We start from the raw sequence: 19,855 nt of genomic DNA on the forward strand, positions 1-19,855 counted from the left end.
GGGGGAGTAGTTCATGTTTAGAAAGCGCTTTCTGACAATGACTTTAGCAATTGCGCTTGTACTTTCAGTATTAGCAGGTTGTACAGGAAAAGAAGATAGTAAGTCTGGGGGATCATCTGCTTCAAATGATGAGGTAGAAATAAAAGTTTGGTTAACTCCACAGTGGAAAGGTGTTTTAGATGCTTCTGAAGAGGGAGCTGACTATGATAGTTTCTTCAAGCATGCAGCAAAGAGATTTGCTGATGAGTACAAGGATCATAAGGTTAAGGTAAATGTAGAGGTAGTTGCAAGTGAACAAAGGGATGAGCTTTTAAATGTAAATCTTAATGGTGGAACTCCTCCAGATGTTTTCTTTGAGAGCGTTTTCGCTATGGGGGATTATGCTCATCGAGGCGCCTTAGTACCTTTAAATGATATCGTTGATGATGAAGCTAAAAAAGATATTGCACAAAGTCATTGGGATAATGTTACTTTTGGTGATGATATTTACTTCTACCCATTCTCACAAAACCCAGGTACTTTAGCTTATAACGCTGAGATGTTTAAAGCTGCAGGACTTGAAAAGTACATTGGTGGAGAAGAAGAAATCAAAACTTGGACTTTAGCAGACTATGAAAAAATTCTAAATGCTTTAAAAGAGAAATTACCAAAAGACAAATATTCAAATGCATACCCAATGGGCTTATTTGCTCTGAATAATCAAGGAGATACTTGGAATCTTGCTTATTTAAGAATGTTTGGAAATCAATTCTTTGATAAAGATGGCAAGTTAATTATTGATGATGCAAATGGTGTTAAAGCAGCAAATTGGTTAAAGAAAATTTACGATAATGGTTTAACAAACCCTGGTGTAGAATCTGTTTCTTCAAATGATGTGAACGCGATGTTCCAAAATCAACAGCTTGCAATTAGTTTTACTAACGCAATCTTATTCAATAATGCAAAAGCTGATATGGAAAGTGGTAAAGCTCCTAAATTTGATATTAGACTTGCTAATATTCCTTCTGAAAGTGGCGATCCATTAACATTCACGTATGTGACAGGTGCAACTGTTTTTGATACGAAGGACGAAACTAGAATTAAAGTTAGTAAGGATTTTGTGAAATTTGTCTCAACGGATCCTGAACTTGTGAAGGCTTCTAAAAATGGAGTGCCAGTTAGAACATCTGTTGTTAAAGAATTTAGTGCAGAAAAGCCTTTCTTCGCAGCATATTCTGCTAACGATCAATACGCGTTTAACTTTACTGGAAATGTACCAGGTTACAGCCAATTACGACAAGTTCTTTACCCAGAACTACAGGCTTTATATACTGGTGCAAAATCAGCAAAAGATGCTGTGAAGGGTTACCAAACAAATGGTAATAAAGTAATTGAAGAATCAAAAGCTGATTCGGTTATTTACAATAAGTAGCCTTAAATGTATATGACTTTACAACAATTTAAGCCCCTTCTTTTTGGGGCTTAAAATTGTAGAAAGGTAAATGATGCTAATGAAAATCATTAAAGATTCTTATAAAGAAAATATATCAGGATACCTGTTTATCGCACCTCAAATTTTACTTTTTCTAGTATTCCTAGTTTATCCTATCATTGATGGAATAAGATTAAGTTTATTTAAAATAAGCTATCAAGATGAAGTATTTATTGGGTTTGAAAATTATCGGAAATTATTTAGTGATCCCGTATTCGTTCAATCTACTATTAACACAGTGATTTTTGTCATATGCATTGTGGCATTAACAGTTGTCTTTGCACTTTTCGTTGCCTCTGCTGTTTTTGATAAAAATGCTAAATATGTGTCCTTTATAAGGGGAGCCTACTATATCCCTGTAATGGTTTCCATGGTTGTTATGAGTATGATTTGGAGTTTCTTACTGAATCCTGCCAATGGTCTAATCCCTTTTATGGCAAGGGAAATGGAACTTTCAACAGTTAATTTTTTAGGTGATCCAAAGTGGGTACTACCCGTGATTATATTCGTAACATTTGCGACGAATGTTGGTCAGGCTATCATCCTATACATAGCTTCTATGATTGGGGTCCCAAAGGAACTTTTTGAAGCAGCTGAAATAGATGGGGCAAATAGAGTCAAAATTGTCTTTAAGATTATCATTCCAATGATTAAACCAACAACCATTTACATTATTATTATGAATATTATTGCGGTCCTAAAGATATTTGTTGTTATCCAGCTATTAACTGGTGGGGGACCAAACAATTCCTCTACAACTCTTATGTACTACTTATATAATAATGCATTCAAGTATAATCAGCTTGGTCTAGCTTCTGCTGTAGGTGTAATTATGTTCTTAATTACACTAGCACTATCGATTCCACAGCTAAAAGCTATGTTTAAGAAGGATTAGGGGTGATAAAGTATGTTAAGAAATAAGACCAAGAAGAAAGAAAAAATTGATATAGTATCCAATTTTATTGTACTATTTTTTGCTATCATAAGTCTTTTCCCTCTTTACTGGCTTGTGACAAGTTCTTTTAAGAATAGCTCCGATGTTGTTAAAATGCCGCCAGATTGGTTTCCAAAAACCTTTACTTTGAGCAACTATACGGATGTTTTTAACAATCAGCCTGCTTTTACATGGTCGTATAATAGTTTATTTGTAGCTTTGGTTTCTACGTTTGCCTTAATTATTGTAAGTACACTAGCAGCCTATGCATTTTCAAAGCTTAAATTTAAAGGGAAAAATATTATTTTCGTTATATTTATTTCAAGTCTAATGATTCCAAAAGAAGTTATGATAGTTCCATTATTTAGACTTATTCAAGAATTTGGTATGGTTAACTCTCTTAGTGGGATGATTTTTCCTAACATCGCAACTGCATTTGGGGTGTTTTTACTAAAAGGATTCTTTGATACAATCCCAGAATCTTTAAGGGAAGCAGCAAAAATGGATGGAGCTAGTGAATTTAAAATCTTTTATAAAATCATGCTACCTTTAGTTAAACCAGGTATTGGTGCACTATTTATTCTTAACTTTGTTCAGGTGTGGAATGACTACTTATGGCAACTCATAGTCGGTCAAGATGCAAATTCGAAAACATTAATGGTAGGTATTGCAACCTTGATGCAAGACTTAAATCCAAACTTTGCTTATAAGATGGCTGGTGCTACTGTAGCAGCAATTCCTATGTTACTTATATTTATTTTCTTCCAGAAGTATTTTACAAAAGGAATTACACTTGGATCGGATAAGTAATATTTTTATAAGTGGAGATGGTGGAGATGTATGTAAATGAATAAAAAACAGAAAATATTTGATCTCATTCATGGACAACTAATTGTTTCATGCCAGGCACTTCCAGAGGAACCTCTTCATAGTCCTTTTATTATGAGTAAAATGGCATATGCTGCAATGCTTGGAGGGGCTAAGGGGATTAGAGCAAATAGTGTTGAAGATATTAAGGAAATAAAAGAAATGGTTGGATTACCTATCATCGGAATTATTAAAAAGGTGTATGAAGGGTCTGATGTATTTATAACACCGACTAATAAAGAGATTGAACTTCTTTATCAGGAGGGGGTAGATATTATTGCATTGGATGCTACAAAAAGGATTAGACCAGATGGAAAGACAATAAGTGAAGTGTTTCCTGAAATCAGGAAAAAATATAAAGAACAAATTTTCATGGCGGACTGCTCAACCTATGAAGAGGCAAAAAAGGCTTATGAATTAGGGTTCGATTGCTTAGGAACAACGTTAAGCGGTTATACCGAATATACAAAGCATAATCATTTGCCAGACCTAGAGTTAATTGAACGGTTAGTTCAGGATTTTCCTATTCCCGTAATTGCTGAAGGTGGAATTTGGACACCAGAGGAACTGAAGTGTGTTTTCGATTTAGGAGTTCATACAGCAGTAGTGGGTACAGCGATTACTAGACCAATGGAGATAACAAAAAAATTTATTCATGCAATTCAAGTCAATTGATCAAAAATAAGTCCTTTTTCAAAAGGTATCTAAAGGTTATAGGCAGAGGATGACTAAGTCGTCACAGATCCTCACTTCCAGATAATGAGGGCGACCTAATTAGATGAACATTCCGCACAGAGGATATTGTCGATACTGTCAAAATAACAAATGAAAAGAATGCTACAGTAATTGTATTAACAAACTATGGTGAATTCATCATTTGCAAAGTACGCGGATTATATTTTACTGACGTTTGTAAAGGAAATCCCATTAGACATCGGTTCATTAGTAGCCAAAATCACTCAACTTTATTTAATTGATCTCATTTGCACGGAAATCACCATGAAAAACTATGAACAAGCTTCAAAAGTGAAAATGGAGATATCCGAGAATATCAGCAATAAGATTACTCCCAATATGGTTTTTCATATTCAGCATTAACCGAATCACCAAATAATGACATTGTATTATTCTATGAAAAATTTGATTCATGGTCACGCAACGATTTGCACATGAAAGATGTAACACGGTACATGTCGTTTACAATTGAAGAATTATTACAATAAAAGGGTAGTGATATAAATGATAAAGTATGCAGTAGTTGGAACTGGATATTTTGGAGCAGATTTAGCAAGGTCATTGAATAAAATAGAAGATGCAAAAATCACAGCAGTATTTGATCCATATAATGCAGAATCGGTAGCTGAAGAGTTAGGCGCAAATGTATGTGGAAGCCTAGATGAATTAGTGCAAAGAGAAGATGTGGATTGTGTTATAGTTGCATCACCAAATTATTTACATCGTGAACCAGTAGTAAAAGCTGCTGAAAACGGTAAACATGTATTTTGTGAGAAACCGATTTCTCTATCTTATGAAGATTGTAAAGCAATGGTAGATGCCTGTAAAGAAAATAATGTAATGTTTATGGCAGGACACATTATGAACTTCTTTAATGGAGTTCACCATGCAAAAAAATTGATTGAAGATGGTGTGATTGGTGACGTTCTTTATTGTAAGGCAGCTAGAACTGGATGGGAACCAATTCAAAAAGAAGTATCTTGGAAGAAATTCCGTGATAAATCAGGAGGGCATTTATATCACCACATCCATGAATTAGATTGTATACAATTTATTATGGGTGGAATGCCGAAGAAAGTAACAATGGTAGGTGGAAATGTTGCTCACGAACATGAGAATTGGGGCGATGAAGATGATATGCTGATTTTAAATTTAGAATTTGATAATAAAAGGTATGCAACAATGGAATATGGCTCAGCTTTCCGTTGGGGAGAACACTATGTGTTAATCGAAGGAACAAAAGGTGCAATTAAATTAGACTTATTCCACTGTGGAGGCACATTACATGTAGATGGTCTAGGAGAGAGTACATTCTTAATACATGATAGTGAGGAAGAAGATAATGACCGGACAGACATTTATACTGGTCGTGGAATGGATGGTGCAATTGCTTATGGTAAACCTGGAACAAGAGCACCACTATGGCTTGAAACATGTATTGACAAAGAAATGATTTATTTACACGATATTCTAAAAGGTGGGGAAGTTACGGAGGAATTTGAAAAATTGACAAATGGTGTAGCGGCGCTTGAAGCAATAGCGACAGCAGATGCATGTACTAAGTCATTAGCTGAAGATAGAAAAGTAGAATTATCAGAGATAATCAATAAGTAATAACTGTTGAGTGGTATCTTTCAGGAATGAAAGGCACCACTGTAAAAAACAAAAGCTATTTTCAGAAGAGTGCAATATCTAGGAAATAAATGAAACGTATTAAAAGTATTTTCTTAAGGGTACCGTCAAAGAAAGGATTGTGTTTTTTATGTGCCGAGAGGTTTCAGAGGAACTTAGCCACTTTTCACAGGAATTACAACAAACTTTATCGCCTCATTTTCATGGCGGACTGCTCTAATTATGAGGAAGCAAAAGAAGCGTATGAATTAGGATTTGATTGCCTAGGCACAACATTAAGTGGTTATTCAGATTATACAAAGCATCATCAATTACCAGACTTACTTTTGATGGAACTATTAGTTCAAGATTTCCCGATTCCGGTTATTGCTGAAGGTGGAATTTGGACACCAGAGGAACTGAAGTGTGTTTTCGATTTAGGAGTTCATACAGCAGTAGTTGGTACTGCAATTACTAGACCAATGGAAATTACAAAAAGATTTATTAAGGCTATTAAGAATTAAAACTTTTTAATGAATAGGCCCTTTTAAAAAAAGAGTTTATTCTGCACAAAGGATATGTGTAGAGGATGACTAAAGTGAAAATATTGGCAGCCGATATTGGTGGAACATCTATTAAAGTTGGCATCTCTGATAAAGATGGCAAGATAGAAGTATTTAAAGAATTCGATACGGAAAGTAAAAAAGGCGGAAAATATTTAGTTGAAAAACTAATTAAGATAATAAGTGAATTCCAGGACTTTGATGCGATTGGCATAAGCACTGCAGGGCAGGTTAATAGTATAGAAGGTTCGATCATTTATGCCAATGAGAATATTCCTGACTACACAGGTACGAAATTAAAGGAGATTCTTGAGAATCAATTTAAGGTTCCTGTTAAAGTAGAAAACGATGTAAATGCAGCTGCACTAGGGGAACAGTACTTTGGGGTCGCAAAGGAGTTTAATGATTTTCTTTGTTTAACATATGGTACAGGTATTGGTGGTGCCATTGTAATAGATTCTAAAATTTATAAAGGCCATAATGGATTGGCAGCCGAATTCGGGCACATTATTACCCATTCTTCAGGAAACAAGTGTAACTGTGGTAAGGCTGGTTGCTATGAGACATATGCTTCTACAACAGCTTTGATAAAAAGAGCAAAGGAAATACATCCTGATTTTAAAAATGGTCGTGTCATTTTTGACAAGCTTAGTCAAGGGAATAAACCCCTAGCAATGGTTCTTCACGATTGGATTGAAGAAGTAGCATTGGGTCTCAGCTCCCTTATCCACATTTTTAACCCCCCAGCTATTATTATAGGTGGTGGGGTTATGGATCAAGAAAATCTTGTAAAGATGATATCAAGTAAAGTTCTAGAGTTAACTATGGAGAGCTTTTCAGATGTGAAAATTATGAAAGCCTCCCTTGGAAATAAAGCTGGAGTTCTTGGTGCAGTCTCACTACATTTAAGATGAAATAAATAAGAAGAAGGAGTTCCAACATGGCAAACCAGGATATATTCTCACTCATTCATTCAAGGTACAATTCATTTACTAACACTGAAAAAAAAGTAGCTGATTATATTCTTGAAAATATAAAAGACGTTCTTTACATGTCAATCACTGATTTGGCAGATGCATGTAATGTGGGGGAATCAAGTGTTTTTAGATTCTGCAAAACGATGGATCTGAAAGGATACCAAGAATTTAAAATTGTTTTAGCTCATAGCATTTCCCTGGATAACGAAACTCCACAACTCTCCAGCATGATTACAATGCAAGACACAATTGGGGAACTAGCATCTAAAGTACTATCTTCAAATGTAAATGCACTTACAGAAACGTATAACTTAATTACTGAAAATGATATTTCCAATGCGGTTGAAAGTATGGTTCAAGCAGAAAGAATTCATTTTTTTGGAGTAGGTTCTTCCTTAATGACAGCAATGGAAGCGAAGAATAAGTTTATGAGGATTACGAATAAAACGGAATGTTCACTAGATTCACATCTACAAGTTATGTCCGCTGCTTTAATGACAGAGAAAGACGTAGCTATCTTAATCTCCTATTCTGGTTCAACGAAAGATACTATTGAAGTGGCAAAAGTAGCAAAAGAAAGCGGAGCAAAGATCATTTCGATCACTAGATTTGCTAAATCTCCTTTGACAAGTTTTTCGGATATCACATTGCTTTGCGGTGCGAATGAAGGCCCGCTTCAAGGGGGGAGTTTAACTGCAAAAATAGCACAGCTTTATCTATTAGATTTGCTCTATTTTGAATATTTTAAAAGAACAAATAAAGAAGCAGTTCACAACAAAGAACTAACTGCAAAGGCCGTTATTGAGAAGATGCTGTAAAAATGTAAAGACACAATCAGTTAAATGAATTCAAAGATAAGATAGGAAGGGAGAGAATTTTGATGAAAAGAATTTCAATGTTCGTATTTTCATTCCTTTTAATTATTTTCATTTTTGCAAAGGAGAATTATGTTTCTGCTATGTCATCTACTGAACCCATTTTACACATAGAAAATCAGAGGATTAAAGACGGATACTTTACTAACTTAAATAATCAAGTTGATACGCTAAAAAGAATGGATGAAGGAACAATTATTGTAAGATTTCAATATACAGGCTCGTCCATTATGTCACTATTTTCTTTAAGTAATAATCAAGTCCCTGATGGTCATTTTCATTTATATATATCCCCTACAACTATAGGAAGCGAGAATCGCTTTGAGAAACCAGGGGCATCAAAGGAGAATGTGCATGTTAAAGCCCAGGTGAATTTGAAAGAAAATAAAGTTTATACCCTTGCGATGGTTTTAGATAAAGAAAAAGGGTATAAGTACTTTTTAGATGGTGAATTAATAAAAGAGGATTCTCAGTCTCCGAGGAAATTTTTAAGCAACATTTATGCACCTAATAGTTCACAAATAGGAAGAACAGAAAGGTCATCAGGCAATCAATATCAATTTAGTGGAAATGTTGATTTTGTTAAGATTTTCGATGAGCCACTTCCTAATGAGGCATTGACTACCATTACTGGGGAGACATCAGCTGAATTATTAGTAAACCCTATGCCTGATACAGCACAAATAACAAACCCGTTAAGTGTTTTTTATCCAGGATTTATGGATTCCAATAATTATAGAATACCTGCCTTACTCTATAGTAAAAAAGGAACACTTCTTGCTGGTATAGACCGTCGAGTTGTCCACGGGGGAGATTCTCCAAACAATATTGATGCTGTAATTCGCCGAAGTAATGATCAAGGAATGACATGGGAAGAAAATGGGATCGTTATCAATGATTACCCGGACCAAGCATCTAATATTGACTTGTCACTTTTACAGGATGAAACGAATGAAAGAATCTTTGCACTTGTTGATGGGTTTCCTCATGGGGGTGGACTAATGGGGGGATTCGGTACAAATGCATTTAAAGGGACAGGATTTAAAACTATAGAAGGTAAAAAGTACATGGTACTAACAGATGAAAATAAGAATGAGTACACGATTAGGGAAGAAGGAAATATTTATAACAAAACTGGTGAACTAACCGAGTATTCAGTTGATGAAAATCGAAATTTATATGTAAATGGTAAAAAAACAGATAACTATTTCAGCCAAACTTCTCCTTTGAAACCTCTTAAAACATCTTATCTTGAACTATATTACAGCGATGATGAGGGAGCAACATGGACAGAACCTATTGATTTAAATGATGAGGTAAAAGAAGAGTGGATGATCTTTTTAGGAACAGGTCCAGGAAATGGAATTCAGTTGAACAATGGACCTCATAAAGGAAGGCTAGTTTTTCCGGTTTATTTTTTAAATGAATATAACAGACAAGCTAGTGCGCTTATTTATAGTGATGATCACGGTAAAACATGGACTCGAGGAGAATCTCCAAATGAAGGAAGGGTAGTTGGGGAAGAGATCATTAATGAAAGGTACTTTACCAATTCTGCCCATGAAATTACAGAATCACAAGTTGTAGAAATGCCGAATGGACAACTTAAGTTATTCATGCGGAATTACTCGGGTTATGCACAAATTGCTACAAGCTTTGATGGTGGAGAAAGCTGGGATTCACAAGTAGTAACTGAGAAAGCTTTAATTGCACCATACAGTCAAATATCAGCTATTCGTTATACGGGACAGGTTGATGGTAAGGAAGCAGTAATCTTCTCCAGCGCAAGTGATAACGTTAGTAGAGTAAATGGAACTGTTAAGGTCGGTTTAATCGAGGAAGATGGGACATATGAAAATGGTCAGGTGAAATATTCTTTTAACTGGAAATATAGTCAACTCGTGAAACCAGATACTTATGGATATTCTAGTCTCACCAATTTATCAAACGGTGATATCGGTCTGTTTTACGAAGGAACAGCCAATACTAAAATGGACTATATTAAATTTAACATGGAGTATTTAAAATGGCAGAAATACAAGCAAGCACCAGAGCCAGTAATAAAATCATTTACTCTTTTATCTAAAAAGCCAAAGCCTTATCGTCCAGGGGAGAAAATCCGATTAGAAGTTGTATTTGATGATTTTGTTATGTTAATCGGAAACAAACGTATTAACGGCATTATTGGTGGAGAAAATATACAATTTGACTTAGTGGAAAAAACAAAGAATTCTCGTTTCATTTTTGAAGGAACCATCCCAAATATTAAACCAAGTGCATATACTGCTGAACTTAAGTTTGAAGATAATCTTGCAGTTTATAATGTTTATGGTGAACAATTCCAAGCAAATGAAGAAGCAATCCAACTCAAAGAAAAGATTATTATTAGAAGGTAAATCTTTAAGTTATCAAGCTATTACGAATAGGCATTACTTTTTGGGCTGTTCGTAATAGTTTTCTAATACAAAATATGACTTTAAAAAACGTTTTTTTTAACTTCATTTATCTGAATATTCAAAATCAATTATTAGGGATTCGCAAGATTGAATGGTGAAATTAAACGATTAAATATTATTTTGAACAAGTTTTCTATGTTAAATATAATACTTAAGGACACGTAATTGGCTCATAAGTATTTTTATTTATATAAAATACAAGGGGGAGAGAATTTGAATAAAAAGGTTTTGGTAGCAGCAATTGCATCAATGTTGGTTTTAGGTGGTAATGTCGCGGGGAAAGCGAGTGCTTCTGAGAGTGAGAAATCGGTAGGAAGAATAGCATGGGAACATGCAGGAGAGCTAGAGGCGCAAAAGGGATTTGACAAGAATGTTGGTACAGCAGGATTGTTATCAGGATCTTACAAAGATTATGTAATCGTTGGGGGAGGGGCAAATTTCCCGTATGAATCAGTTTTAAATGGAGGGGCAAAGAAACATTACTCAGATATATATGTATTAAAAAAGGGTAATAATAAATTAACGATGGTAGAACATACTAATCTTGATCATGAAATAGGCTATGGTTCTTCCATAACGACGGAAAAAGGGGTTTATTATATTGGAGGTAGCCCTGAAAAAGAATATGCAGACGATATTACTTTGCTAACTGTTGACCAAAATAAAAAGTTGAAAGTAAGAAAAATAGGAGATTTACCATTTACTATCAGTGATGGAGTAGCAACTGAGAAAGACGGAAAATTGTATATTGGGCTTGGTAAGCAAGATGGAAAAGAGAGTAATAAATTATATGAATATGATCTAAAAACTTCAAAAACTCGAGAATTAGCACCAATACCAGGAGAAGCTGTTCGAAATCAAAGTGTAGCTCAAATATTAAATGGAAGTCTATATGTATTTAGTGGTGGAGGATCTGTTGCTTATACAGATGGGTATAAATATAATATCGAAAAAAATATATGGTCAAAAGTTTCTTCAGTAAACTTAGGTGAGAAAGAAATATCTTTATTGGGAGCAAACTCAGTCAAATTAAACAAAGATGAAATGATGGTAATAGGCGGATTTAATAAAGAAATATATGATCATGCAGTTAAAAATTTAGGCACATTACAAGGGGAAGAGTTATTAGCTTTTAGAACTAAATACTTTAATACTGATCCTGTTGATTTTAACTGGAATAAAGATATTTTAATATATAATGCAAAAAAGGATACTTGGAGGTCAGTAGGAAAGGTTCCATTTGATGCTCCTTGTGGTGAAGGCTTAGTTTTAATGGGTAATAATATTTATTCTATTAATGGAGAAATTAAACCAGGGGTAAGAACTAATAGTATTTATTCAGGAACAATTTTCAAAAAATAAATATATTAATCTTGATTGCTGATACCGGTGTTACGGTGAACCGTTCCATAAGTATGTGCGGTTAGCAAAAATAACCACCTCGAACGTTGATCTTCCAACGGTTTAGGTGGTTATTTAAGTATCCGAAAGGGATTTTATATCTTGAGATAATTGAATAGCCTCTAATAATTCATCCCCTTCATTTAAGCAGCCTTCTAATAATGTGCGGTTTAATTTTTATAGTATTTTAATATGTTATGATAAAAAGGTAGAATTATCGAAATATTAGGGGGGGAATAAGTGATTACATTAAAACCTATGAAACAAGAAGAATTTAAGCAGTATCTGTCTTTTGCTATTGAAGACTTTGCAAAAGACAAAGTGACATCAGGCAATTGGAGTGAAGATGAAGCAATTGATCTCTCTAAAAAAGAATTTTCTCGTCTGTTGCCAAAAGATGAGAAATCAGAGCACAATCATTTATTCTCTATCTTTCACAACCAACAATTAGTAGGAATGATTTGGATTGCTCAAACATCAACTACAAATGAAGGCTTTATTTACGACTTTATCATTTATGAGCCACATCAAGGGCAAGGATATGGTAAGCAAGCTATGAAAGAAGCCGAAATTATTGCTAAAAAGCTAGGTATATACAAAATTGGACTACATGTATTTGGCCATAACAAAATTGCGTGTGGATTATATGAAAAGTTAGGCTATGAAATTACGAATATATCAATGTCTAAATCGATTTAATAAAGGCATACATAGTGCAATGTTGTTTTATTTTTTATTAATATTTTTTTATAAAGTTAATTTAACAGTTCATTTAGAAGAAACATTTTGAACGGTTTTTGTTCAAAATAGTTTCTTTTTATTTGCTATGAAATAAAAAATCTAATTCAAAATTCATGATTAATTGATTCCGAATACAAAATCGTTCGTCTATGAATGAAAGGGGGGGATTTGATGATGCAGGAACCGTTTAAGAAGCTCTATATTTTACATAGTGATAGCATTTATAAATACATATTTTTCATGGTCAATAATAAGGAACTAGCTGAAGATTTGACGCAGGAAACGTTTTTTAAAGCATTTAAGCAATTTCAAACGTTCCGGAACGAAGCCGCTGTCACTACTTGGCTAAAGCGAATAGCGAGAAACCTAGTCTATGATCATTATCGCAAGAAACGATTAATTCAGTTCATACCTCTTACTCATAAGATGGATTATCAAGACGATACACAAACGCCGATTGAAGTACTTGAAACAGGTGAGGAAATGGCGATTCTTTACGGGGCATTAAGAAAGTTGAAATTAAATCATAGAGAAACCATTATATTACGTAAAATCGAAGGATTATCAGTGAAAGAAACTGCCAAGTTCCTTGAATGCACGGAGGCAAAGGTTAAAAATAACACAGTTCGTGCAATCGCAGCACTACAAAAGATTTTACAAGAAGGGGGTCATGAAGATGGATCGTTTAGATGACAAATTACAGAAATTAAATACAATAAAGCGTTCACAACAAGAGAAGTTACAGACACTTGAAAAACTTTCGAATCGGATTGACAGGATACCTACAAAGAAAGTAAATTGGCAAGTTCCTGTAGTACTTGCGTCTACTGTTGTTGTCTGTATCATCTTACTTCTGACAACTTTTAATGGGCCTTTACAAAAGACAGCTTTAACAACAGCTACTGAGCCATTAAACAATTTTACTTCTACAGTGGAGCTAAAACGCATATATTATGTTGATTGGCCTAATAATATAAGTTTTGACAGTTTTCTTGCAAGAGCTTCAAAACTTTACTTGGATATGAATACTATTGAAGATCAACAACAACTTTCAACATTCAGCCATTATTTTAGTCATTTAAAAGAAGTTCAGCATATAAATAAGAATGAACTGGAACCTTTTAATGACTTCGTTTTGGTAGCAGTAGATGGACGGGAATGGCATATTAAAATCTATAAAAAACCAGGAGAACCATCAGTTTTAAGAGACATGCAAACTAATCAATATTTCCAGGTTAAAGAAAATACTAGGGAATTTGATGAGGATTTACTAAATTCAGTCTTTGTACAAAAAAATATAAAAGAGTTCTATTTGAGTATAATTGTAAACGTTATTCCAGCATTAGTAATTTTAGTACAATATATAGCGATTAAAAATACTTTTATTCCTAGCATTCCAAAACTTCAAAGAAAAAATCGAGATCGTGTTGTTAAATTGGTCATTTGGATTATTAGCTTACTCACTATTATATATCTAGCTCTTTACTATCATCCAATTAACATCCTAGTACTATTATCTATCCTAACATTAGCTATTTTGAACAAATTTTATTTCGATTGGATATTCATTCGTAAACATCATGATTCAAAGGTACAACAAAAATATAAGTTGTATTTAAGTGTACAAATGATTATTTACTTATTAATGATTTGTATGTTAATCGTCATCATCCACTAACCATACTCTAAATCGCCCTAATAATCTGAATTTCGACGAATAAATAATGATGAACTTCCCAATGATGTTTCTAGGTATACAAAAAAGGGAAATACATGTTAATTAAGAAATTTATGACGGAGGGGGATTGAGATATGCTAATTCTGCTTTTACTTGTACTCGTGATTCTATGTATGATCCCTTTGCTTCTTTTGGATTCACGAATAGGATTGAAAGAGGCGAATATAGATCGTGCGATTGAAATACTTGAGCAAGAACTTGAAACAGGTCAGTTAAAACTCTTTAAGAAACCTGAATTCAAACCCAATTTCAAATTAAGATTTGCTCATATGAAGCAAAAAACGGCAAGTAGATGGCAAGGATTTAAAGAAAAGTCTAGTCATTATAAAGATAAATTCCAATCATGGCAGCAAAGTCTAATCAATTCTTATCGCAAATAATGAGTAAATTAAAATACCTCAGCATTTAATGCTGGGGTATTTTTTGTTTTGTAATAGGTATAGATGTGAATCAACACAATTAAATAACAGAATTTATGTGTTCTCAACAATACTTTGATAAAAGAGAAAAATGGAGACGTGTAAGTAAAGGAAAATGTTAAATTCATTTAAGTATACTACCATATAAATTACCTATTCATATTGTATTACTAAAAAAGGGAACATATAATAGATTATATGTTTGAAAAACCTAATTTCTATAAGTGTTAATACCCTCCTATAGGTATACGTAATCAAAATAATTAAAGTAGGTGTAAGCTCATGTTATTTTTTGAACGAGTTAAAATGATGGTCCCTCCAATTCCATAGCTACGATAATTTGTAATACCTGAGATTTTCTAAGTTATAGGAGGGTTATTAGAAATGAAAAAAGTCTCAGTACCATCGTTAATGTTAATGATTATTCTTGTGGCATTTCCACAAATTAGTGAAACAATTTATACACCATCGTTACCCGATATTTCTAAGGCTTTAAATGTCAGCAGCAATGCTACTCAATTGACACTGAGTATATACTTTGCAGGCTTTGCTTTAGGGGTGTTTTGTTGGGGATGGTTGTCTGATATAATAGGTCGTCGTCCTGCAATGCTGTGGGGAATTGTAACATATGGCGTAGGTAGTCTTTTATGTTTTATGGCGAACTCAATTGAACTTTTATTAATTAGCCGATTTCTTCAAGCATTTGGAGCAAGCACAGGTTCAGTTGTCACGCAAACGATTCTTCGTGAAAGCGTTGATGGCCATAAACGTCATGTGATGTTCGCACAAATTTCTGCAGTCATTGCTTTTACTCCCGCAGTAGGACCATTAGTTGGCGGTTGGGTAGATCAAGCCTTTGGTTTTAAGGCAGTGTTTTTCACATTAGTTGTAATGAGTATTGGGATCTTTGTGTATGCATTTACAGCATTACCCGAAACAAAAGCCTCTTCTACTACAAATAAAATAAGTATTTTTCTTGTTTTAAAGAGGATCATCTCTGATTCGAAGGTTATTGCATTTGGATTGCTCATAGGAGGTACAAACGGTATATTGTTTAGCTATTATGCTGAAGCACCATTTATCTTTATTGAGTATTTTAAAATGTCTCCAGGTTTATATGGTTTTTTAGGGATAGTAGTAGCCTTGTCTTCAATAATAGGAGCTAACTTATCAAAACGTTTATTAGCTGTTTATATACCAGAAAAGATAATCTATATAGGATGTCTAGTAATGATAGTTGGGGCAACTCTCTTGTCAGTTATTGTACTTACAGGAACGAATCCCACAGTATTCTACGCAATAGTAATTCTGGTAGCAATTTTCATGCTCTTACTAGGGATAGGAATCGCTCTACCTAATTGCCTCAGCTTGGCACTTGTAAATTTTCAAGATGTTGTTGGAACGGCAGGAGCTATATTTAGCTTAGGCTATTATTTATTAGTTACAATGATTATTTGGGGAATGAGCCAATTGCATACAGGTTCTTTAATAATTATGCCATTGTATTTCCTTGTGCTCGTTGTCATCATGGGAATAACGAGCAGAATGTTTGTTTATAGAGCTAAGTGAAAATTTTAATATAAATTTATAGGTATAAAAAGGGCTATTCTAAAAGTCGGTGAAAACAACTTTTAGGGTAGCCCTTTGTCATTATCTCGGTTCAGATCTATACGTCGAATTCTAAATTAACGATTTTCCATTCATCATTCACCTTTTTAAATACTAAATGTAAGAATGTTGGAGGACTAACAAGCTCTACATTATTGCTTTTATAAAATTCTCTAATAAAGATGTTAAATGTTTGATTATCTTTATTATAATCATAACCTTGAATGACCCAATCATCTAAATAGTTTTTACCGTCAAGAGTATATAAAAGCCAATCTACATTATCAATGATGACATATAACCCATTATCTTTATTTTTTAACGTTAATTCCTTTGCCATTAATGCTTGTAGTTGCTTTTGATTACCTGTTTTTTGCGCTTGAACAAAGTCTCTAGATAAGTTACTTATAATTGCGAAGTTTTCTTTTTCCATTTTATAAACAGCAATTTCTTTTTTAAGCTTTTTTATTGTTTGAGTTGAATTTTCAGATTTGCTTTCATTTTCCTTAGGTGTATCAGTATTAGCTTTTGCATGTTGAAGTTCTACAAAACCATTCGAATTTGAACAAGCTGTAAGCAACATAAAACCAAAAACAAATAATACCCAAATCTTCTTTCGCATATATTACCTCCTCAAACTTTTCTTATTAATGCAGTTTCGACGTAAGGTGGAATATTTCCTTTATTACTTATAGGATTTCAGCGATAATTAACATTTTTGCAATATACCCATCTTAATTTAAATCAAGACCAACATTGATTTATTCTGTGAAAGATTGCACAAAAGTATTCGGAGGTAAGCCTAGAGTGGAGAATTATATGCGAAAAAGTAGTCTTACTATGTTGATGTATCTTTTAAGAAGAAATCACCTAAGTATTAACTCATCTAAAGTAGATAGGAGGCATTATTCCATTAGAGTAGGAATTATTTAGTGTAATAAAAAAACACCACAAATTTGCAGGTGTTTTTTTTGCCTTCCTTATAGTATCTATCACTGTAATTGAGTCTTCCTTAATACCCCTCTTGAGTTAAAAATCCCATAATATACTAGATCTTCATATCGATTTTCTTTTCTCACATGGTCGATTAATATACCTTCTTGTTTCATACCTAATTTTTGTATAACTCTTCCTGAGGCTGGATTTGAATTGAAGTAACGAGCAAAAACTTTATGGTATTGTTTTTCATCAAATGCGAATTGTAATATAGCTTGCGCTGCCTCCGTAGCATATCCTTTTCCCCAAAATTCTTCACCAATCCAATAGGCGATTTCACCATGATTAAACTGTTGATTGTTAGATAGTGCTATAGCTCCAAACAATTCGCCAGTACTCTTATCTGTTATAGCAAATTCAAATGATTTATTAGCATTAAAATTATCTAGATGATGTTCAATCCATGATATAGCATCCTCTATAGAGTATGGGAAGGGTAGGTACAATGTATTTTTATAAATATTATAATTATTACAAAGTTTAGTAACATCTTCTGCATCAGATTTTTGAAAGAGTCTCAGTACTAGCCTATTTGTTGTTATTGTTTTATTTTGATTATCAAATATCATAATAAATCCTCCTAACATAGTATGAGATTGTACTATTACCATCTAAGTTAAATGTACAAAGAGTAATTCTCTAATAAAACTAATGTAACTATCCTAGTTCTATACTTCGAGAGAAAAAGCTAAAAACCTTTTACTGACGGTTAATAACCTTCTCCTTTTTAATTCTCTTCTTTGTTATAAAAACATATTTTTTTAGTTTATGAGCTTAGTTGAAAGTATAGAAAGGAGGCAAATGAAATGAGTAGTAAGCATAGTTAATTAAAAACTACATAAAACTGAGTAGTAATTTTAGCTCACTCGTCTATAGTTAAGAGGGAGGGGTTTTATGGACAAAATGTCATTTCAACAAGTTTATCAAACGCATAATGATGCGATTTATCAATACATATTTTATCTTATTCAGCACAAAGAATTGGCAGAGGATTTGACCCAAGAAACATTTTATAGGGCGTATAAGCAGTTTGATACATTTCGTGAAGAAGCGGATGTGAAAACGTGGATAAAGCGTATTGCGCGTAATCTTGTCTATGATCATTTTCGACGCAAGCAAATTGTAAAGTTTATACCATTTGTACATGCTGATGATCGAGTTGAAAAAGAGACGCCCAGCGATATTCTAGAACGGGGAGAAGCAGTAGCCACTTTATATGAGACACTTAAAGAATTAAAACTCCCATATAGAGAAACTATTGTTTTACGGAAGATTGACGGGTTGAGTGTCAAAGAAGCGGCTGATTTTCTTGGGTGCTCTGAAAAGCAAGTAACAAACAATACTGCTAGAGCATTAAAGGCATTGCAGAAGATATATGAGGAAAGGGGATATACATATGTCACAGAACTTTGATTCAGAATTCAATAAGTTAAAGAATCCTCCTCGTAATTTACGTAAACAGCAAGAAACTTATGATAACTTACTACAAAAAATTGAAGAGGTGGATACAAAGATGAATTTTTGGCCACGCCTCCAATATCCTTTTATCCTCATTGTGACTTGTTTTGTGCTTTTAATCACAGTACTTACATTAAGTCCGAATAATAGTGAAAGTCCATATCAGAATGCATCAATGGCGTTAGAAGGAGTATCAAGTCAACAGATTGAAGCGATTTATACGCTAGGTCTTGAAAATAACCAAACAAAAAATGAAAAGTTTTATGGCAAAAGATCAAAAGCCTATTTTAATGTACAAAAAGTAACCGATTCCTCATATATACATTCCATTATCACTCATATACAAAATAATGAAAAAGCACAAATAGACAATGAACAATTATCGGCTATTGCAGATTTAATAATAGTTGATAAAGATCAAGAAATAAAATTAAAAATATTTGAGAATAAAACGCATGAGTTATTTGTGCAAAATTGGGAAACACGTGAAATGTTTCAACTAAATGACCTATTAATACTTGAAGATTTAATAAAAATCGAAGAACAAAATAATGAATTGAGAAATATTTTTCTAGGACTAGGACTAGTTTTAGTTTTTCAATATTTAATCAAAACACTCTTAATTAGAGTGTTTAAAATTCCCTTTCCTAAAGTACGAGTGAAACAGACTCCTTTTAAAATAATTGTTTCAATAGTGATATCTGTAGTTGCTCTAAGTTTAGTAAATATCTATCAATCAAATATGGTAGCCATCAGCTATTTTTATTTTGGTGCTTTCATCGCATTATTTTCTAGTATGGATTTATTATTTGGATGGCGTTTATATAAAGATAATGGGGTATTGATAAGAAATATTTTACAGCTACTTCTTTTACCTGTATTTTTAATTATTTTGGTGCTAGTTAAATAATTTTAGCGAGCTGGTCAGGGAGATCGACCAGCTTTATTTCTAAGATCTATTAACTTTGTGGATATCACTTCAACTCACACTAGCATTTTTTTCTT

General features: G+C 33.4%; 19 protein-coding genes. 17 read left to right on the plus strand and 2 right to left on the minus strand.

The annotated features are described in order from the left end of the window. The first annotated feature begins 13 nt into the window (after positions 1-13). The 15 genes from MHH85_RS09035 to MHH85_RS09105 all read left to right on the plus strand — a co-directional run bounded on the left by MHH85_RS09035 (position 14) and on the right by MHH85_RS09105 (position 16,357). The gene (locus MHH85_RS09035; protein WP_340706761.1) at positions 14-1,411 is read left to right on the plus strand and encodes an ABC transporter substrate-binding protein; all 1,398 of its coding nucleotides are present in this window, start codon (positions 14-16) and stop codon (positions 1,409-1,411) included. Between the two features lie 70 nt (positions 1,412-1,481). Next, entirely contained in the window at positions 1,482-2,366 is an 885-nt protein-coding gene (locus MHH85_RS09040; protein WP_340706762.1) for a carbohydrate ABC transporter permease, read from the plus strand. A 12-nt stretch (positions 2,367-2,378) separates the two neighbouring features. Further along, positions 2,379-3,215, plus strand: coding sequence for a carbohydrate ABC transporter permease (locus MHH85_RS09045; protein WP_340706763.1), 837 nt, complete (start codon positions 2,379-2,381; stop codon positions 3,213-3,215). A 36-nt stretch (positions 3,216-3,251) separates the two neighbouring features. Next, positions 3,252-3,947, plus strand: coding sequence for an N-acetylmannosamine-6-phosphate 2-epimerase (locus MHH85_RS09050; RefSeq protein WP_340706764.1), 696 nt, complete (start codon positions 3,252-3,254; stop codon positions 3,945-3,947). A gap of 564 nt (positions 3,948-4,511) precedes the next feature. Further along, positions 4,512-5,621 carry a Gfo/Idh/MocA family protein gene (locus MHH85_RS09055; protein WP_340706765.1) on the plus strand — a complete coding sequence of 370 codons (1,110 nt, stop codon included), beginning with the start codon at positions 4,512-4,514 and terminating at the stop codon, positions 5,619-5,621. Positions 5,622-5,710: 89 nt separating this feature from the next. Then, positions 5,711-6,142, plus strand: a complete 432-nt coding sequence (locus tag MHH85_RS09060) for a hypothetical protein (RefSeq protein WP_340706766.1) — start codon at positions 5,711-5,713, stop codon at positions 6,140-6,142. A 65-nt stretch (positions 6,143-6,207) separates the two neighbouring features. Beyond that, a complete protein-coding gene (locus MHH85_RS09065; RefSeq protein WP_340706767.1) occupies positions 6,208-7,095 on the plus strand; it encodes an ROK family protein in 888 nt (295 codons plus the stop codon). Positions 7,096-7,121: 26 nt separating this feature from the next. After that, the gene (locus MHH85_RS09070) at positions 7,122-7,976 is read left to right on the plus strand and encodes a MurR/RpiR family transcriptional regulator (protein ID WP_340706768.1); all 855 of its coding nucleotides are present in this window, start codon (positions 7,122-7,124) and stop codon (positions 7,974-7,976) included. A gap of 62 nt (positions 7,977-8,038) precedes the next feature. Further along, the gene (locus MHH85_RS09075) at positions 8,039-10,429 is read left to right on the plus strand and encodes a sialidase family protein (protein ID WP_340706769.1); all 2,391 of its coding nucleotides are present in this window, start codon (positions 8,039-8,041) and stop codon (positions 10,427-10,429) included. Between the two features lie 273 nt (positions 10,430-10,702). Continuing rightward, on the plus strand, positions 10,703-11,851 hold the full coding sequence (locus tag MHH85_RS09080) for a cyclically-permuted mutarotase family protein (protein ID WP_340706770.1): 1,149 nt from the start codon (positions 10,703-10,705) through the stop codon (positions 11,849-11,851). Between the two features lie 279 nt (positions 11,852-12,130). Next, the gene (locus MHH85_RS09085; RefSeq protein WP_340706771.1) at positions 12,131-12,589 is read left to right on the plus strand and encodes a GNAT family N-acetyltransferase; all 459 of its coding nucleotides are present in this window, start codon (positions 12,131-12,133) and stop codon (positions 12,587-12,589) included. 213 nt (positions 12,590-12,802) lie between these two features. Then, complete coding sequence (locus MHH85_RS09090) at positions 12,803-13,324, plus strand: RNA polymerase sigma factor (protein ID WP_340706772.1); 522 nt, start codon at positions 12,803-12,805, stop codon at positions 13,322-13,324. Continuing rightward, positions 13,308-14,309 carry a hypothetical protein gene (locus MHH85_RS09095; RefSeq protein WP_340706773.1) on the plus strand — a complete coding sequence of 334 codons (1,002 nt, stop codon included), beginning with the start codon at positions 13,308-13,310 and terminating at the stop codon, positions 14,307-14,309. Before MHH85_RS09090 ends, MHH85_RS09095 begins: the two co-directional genes overlap by 17 nt. A gap of 134 nt (positions 14,310-14,443) precedes the next feature. Continuing rightward, entirely contained in the window at positions 14,444-14,749 is a 306-nt protein-coding gene (locus MHH85_RS09100; RefSeq protein WP_340706774.1) for a hypothetical protein, read from the plus strand. 423 nt (positions 14,750-15,172) lie between these two features. Continuing rightward, positions 15,173-16,357, plus strand: coding sequence for a multidrug effflux MFS transporter (locus tag MHH85_RS09105; protein WP_340706775.1), 1,185 nt, complete (start codon positions 15,173-15,175; stop codon positions 16,355-16,357). 97 nt (positions 16,358-16,454) lie between these two features. Here MHH85_RS09105 and MHH85_RS09110 read toward each other — a convergent pair whose 3' ends face one another. Together MHH85_RS09110 and MHH85_RS09115 are read right to left on the minus strand one after the other, a co-directional pair. Next, entirely contained in the window at positions 16,455-17,018 is a 564-nt protein-coding gene (locus MHH85_RS09110) for a hypothetical protein (protein WP_340706776.1), read from the minus strand. A gap of 370 nt (positions 17,019-17,388) precedes the next feature. Continuing rightward, a complete protein-coding gene (locus MHH85_RS09115; protein WP_340706777.1) occupies positions 17,389-17,961 on the minus strand; it encodes a GNAT family N-acetyltransferase in 573 nt (190 codons plus the stop codon). Between the two features lie 325 nt (positions 17,962-18,286). Between MHH85_RS09115 and MHH85_RS09120 the strand changes: the two genes are divergently transcribed. Together MHH85_RS09120 and MHH85_RS09125 are read left to right on the plus strand one after the other, a co-directional pair. After that, positions 18,287-18,805: an RNA polymerase sigma factor gene (locus MHH85_RS09120; protein WP_340706778.1), complete on the plus strand. Its 519-nt coding sequence runs from the start codon at positions 18,287-18,289 to the stop codon at positions 18,803-18,805. Continuing rightward, complete coding sequence (locus MHH85_RS09125) at positions 18,789-19,760, plus strand: hypothetical protein (RefSeq protein WP_340706779.1); 972 nt, start codon at positions 18,789-18,791, stop codon at positions 19,758-19,760. Before MHH85_RS09120 ends, MHH85_RS09125 begins: the two co-directional genes overlap by 17 nt. Positions 19,761-19,855 lie beyond the last annotated feature (95 nt).

The organism is Viridibacillus sp. FSL E2-0187 (assembly GCF_038006425.1).
Taxonomy (GTDB): Bacteria; Bacillota; Bacilli; order Bacillales_A; family Planococcaceae; genus Viridibacillus; species Viridibacillus arvi.

What these genes read in the sequence shown, in the direction of transcription:
- MHH85_RS09100 (WP_340706774.1), top strand. Translation starts at nt 14,444, where the DNA reads ATGCTAATTCTGCTTTTACTTGTACTCGTGATTCTATGTATGATCCCT.
- MHH85_RS09050 (WP_340706764.1), top strand. Translation starts at nt 3,252, where the DNA reads ATGAATAAAAAACAGAAAATATTTGATCTCATTCATGGACAACTAATT.
- MHH85_RS09095 (WP_340706773.1), top strand. Translation starts at nt 13,308, where the DNA reads ATGGATCGTTTAGATGACAAATTACAGAAATTAAATACAATAAAGCGT.
- MHH85_RS09110 (WP_340706776.1), bottom strand. Translation starts at nt 17,018, where the DNA reads ATGCGAAAGAAGATTTGGGTATTATTTGTTTTTGGTTTTATGTTGCTT.
- MHH85_RS09115 (WP_340706777.1), bottom strand. Translation starts at nt 17,961, where the DNA reads ATGATATTTGATAATCAAAATAAAACAATAACAACAAATAGGCTAGTA.
- MHH85_RS09125 (WP_340706779.1), top strand. Translation starts at nt 18,789, where the DNA reads ATGTCACAGAACTTTGATTCAGAATTCAATAAGTTAAAGAATCCTCCT.
- MHH85_RS09040 (WP_340706762.1), top strand. Translation starts at nt 1,482, where the DNA reads ATGATGCTAATGAAAATCATTAAAGATTCTTATAAAGAAAATATATCA.
- MHH85_RS09120 (WP_340706778.1), top strand. Translation starts at nt 18,287, where the DNA reads ATGGACAAAATGTCATTTCAACAAGTTTATCAAACGCATAATGATGCG.
- MHH85_RS09045 (WP_340706763.1), top strand. Translation starts at nt 2,379, where the DNA reads ATGTTAAGAAATAAGACCAAGAAGAAAGAAAAAATTGATATAGTATCC.
- MHH85_RS09035 (WP_340706761.1), top strand. Translation starts at nt 14, where the DNA reads ATGTTTAGAAAGCGCTTTCTGACAATGACTTTAGCAATTGCGCTTGTA.
- MHH85_RS09060 (WP_340706766.1), top strand. Translation starts at nt 5,711, where the DNA reads ATGAAACGTATTAAAAGTATTTTCTTAAGGGTACCGTCAAAGAAAGGA.
- MHH85_RS09090 (WP_340706772.1), top strand. Translation starts at nt 12,803, where the DNA reads ATGATGCAGGAACCGTTTAAGAAGCTCTATATTTTACATAGTGATAGC.
- MHH85_RS09070 (WP_340706768.1), top strand. Translation starts at nt 7,122, where the DNA reads ATGGCAAACCAGGATATATTCTCACTCATTCATTCAAGGTACAATTCA.
- MHH85_RS09055 (WP_340706765.1), top strand. Translation starts at nt 4,512, where the DNA reads ATGATAAAGTATGCAGTAGTTGGAACTGGATATTTTGGAGCAGATTTA.
- MHH85_RS09105 (WP_340706775.1), top strand. Translation starts at nt 15,173, where the DNA reads ATGAAAAAAGTCTCAGTACCATCGTTAATGTTAATGATTATTCTTGTG.
- MHH85_RS09075 (WP_340706769.1), top strand. Translation starts at nt 8,039, where the DNA reads ATGAAAAGAATTTCAATGTTCGTATTTTCATTCCTTTTAATTATTTTC.
- MHH85_RS09065 (WP_340706767.1), top strand. Translation starts at nt 6,208, where the DNA reads ATGACTAAAGTGAAAATATTGGCAGCCGATATTGGTGGAACATCTATT.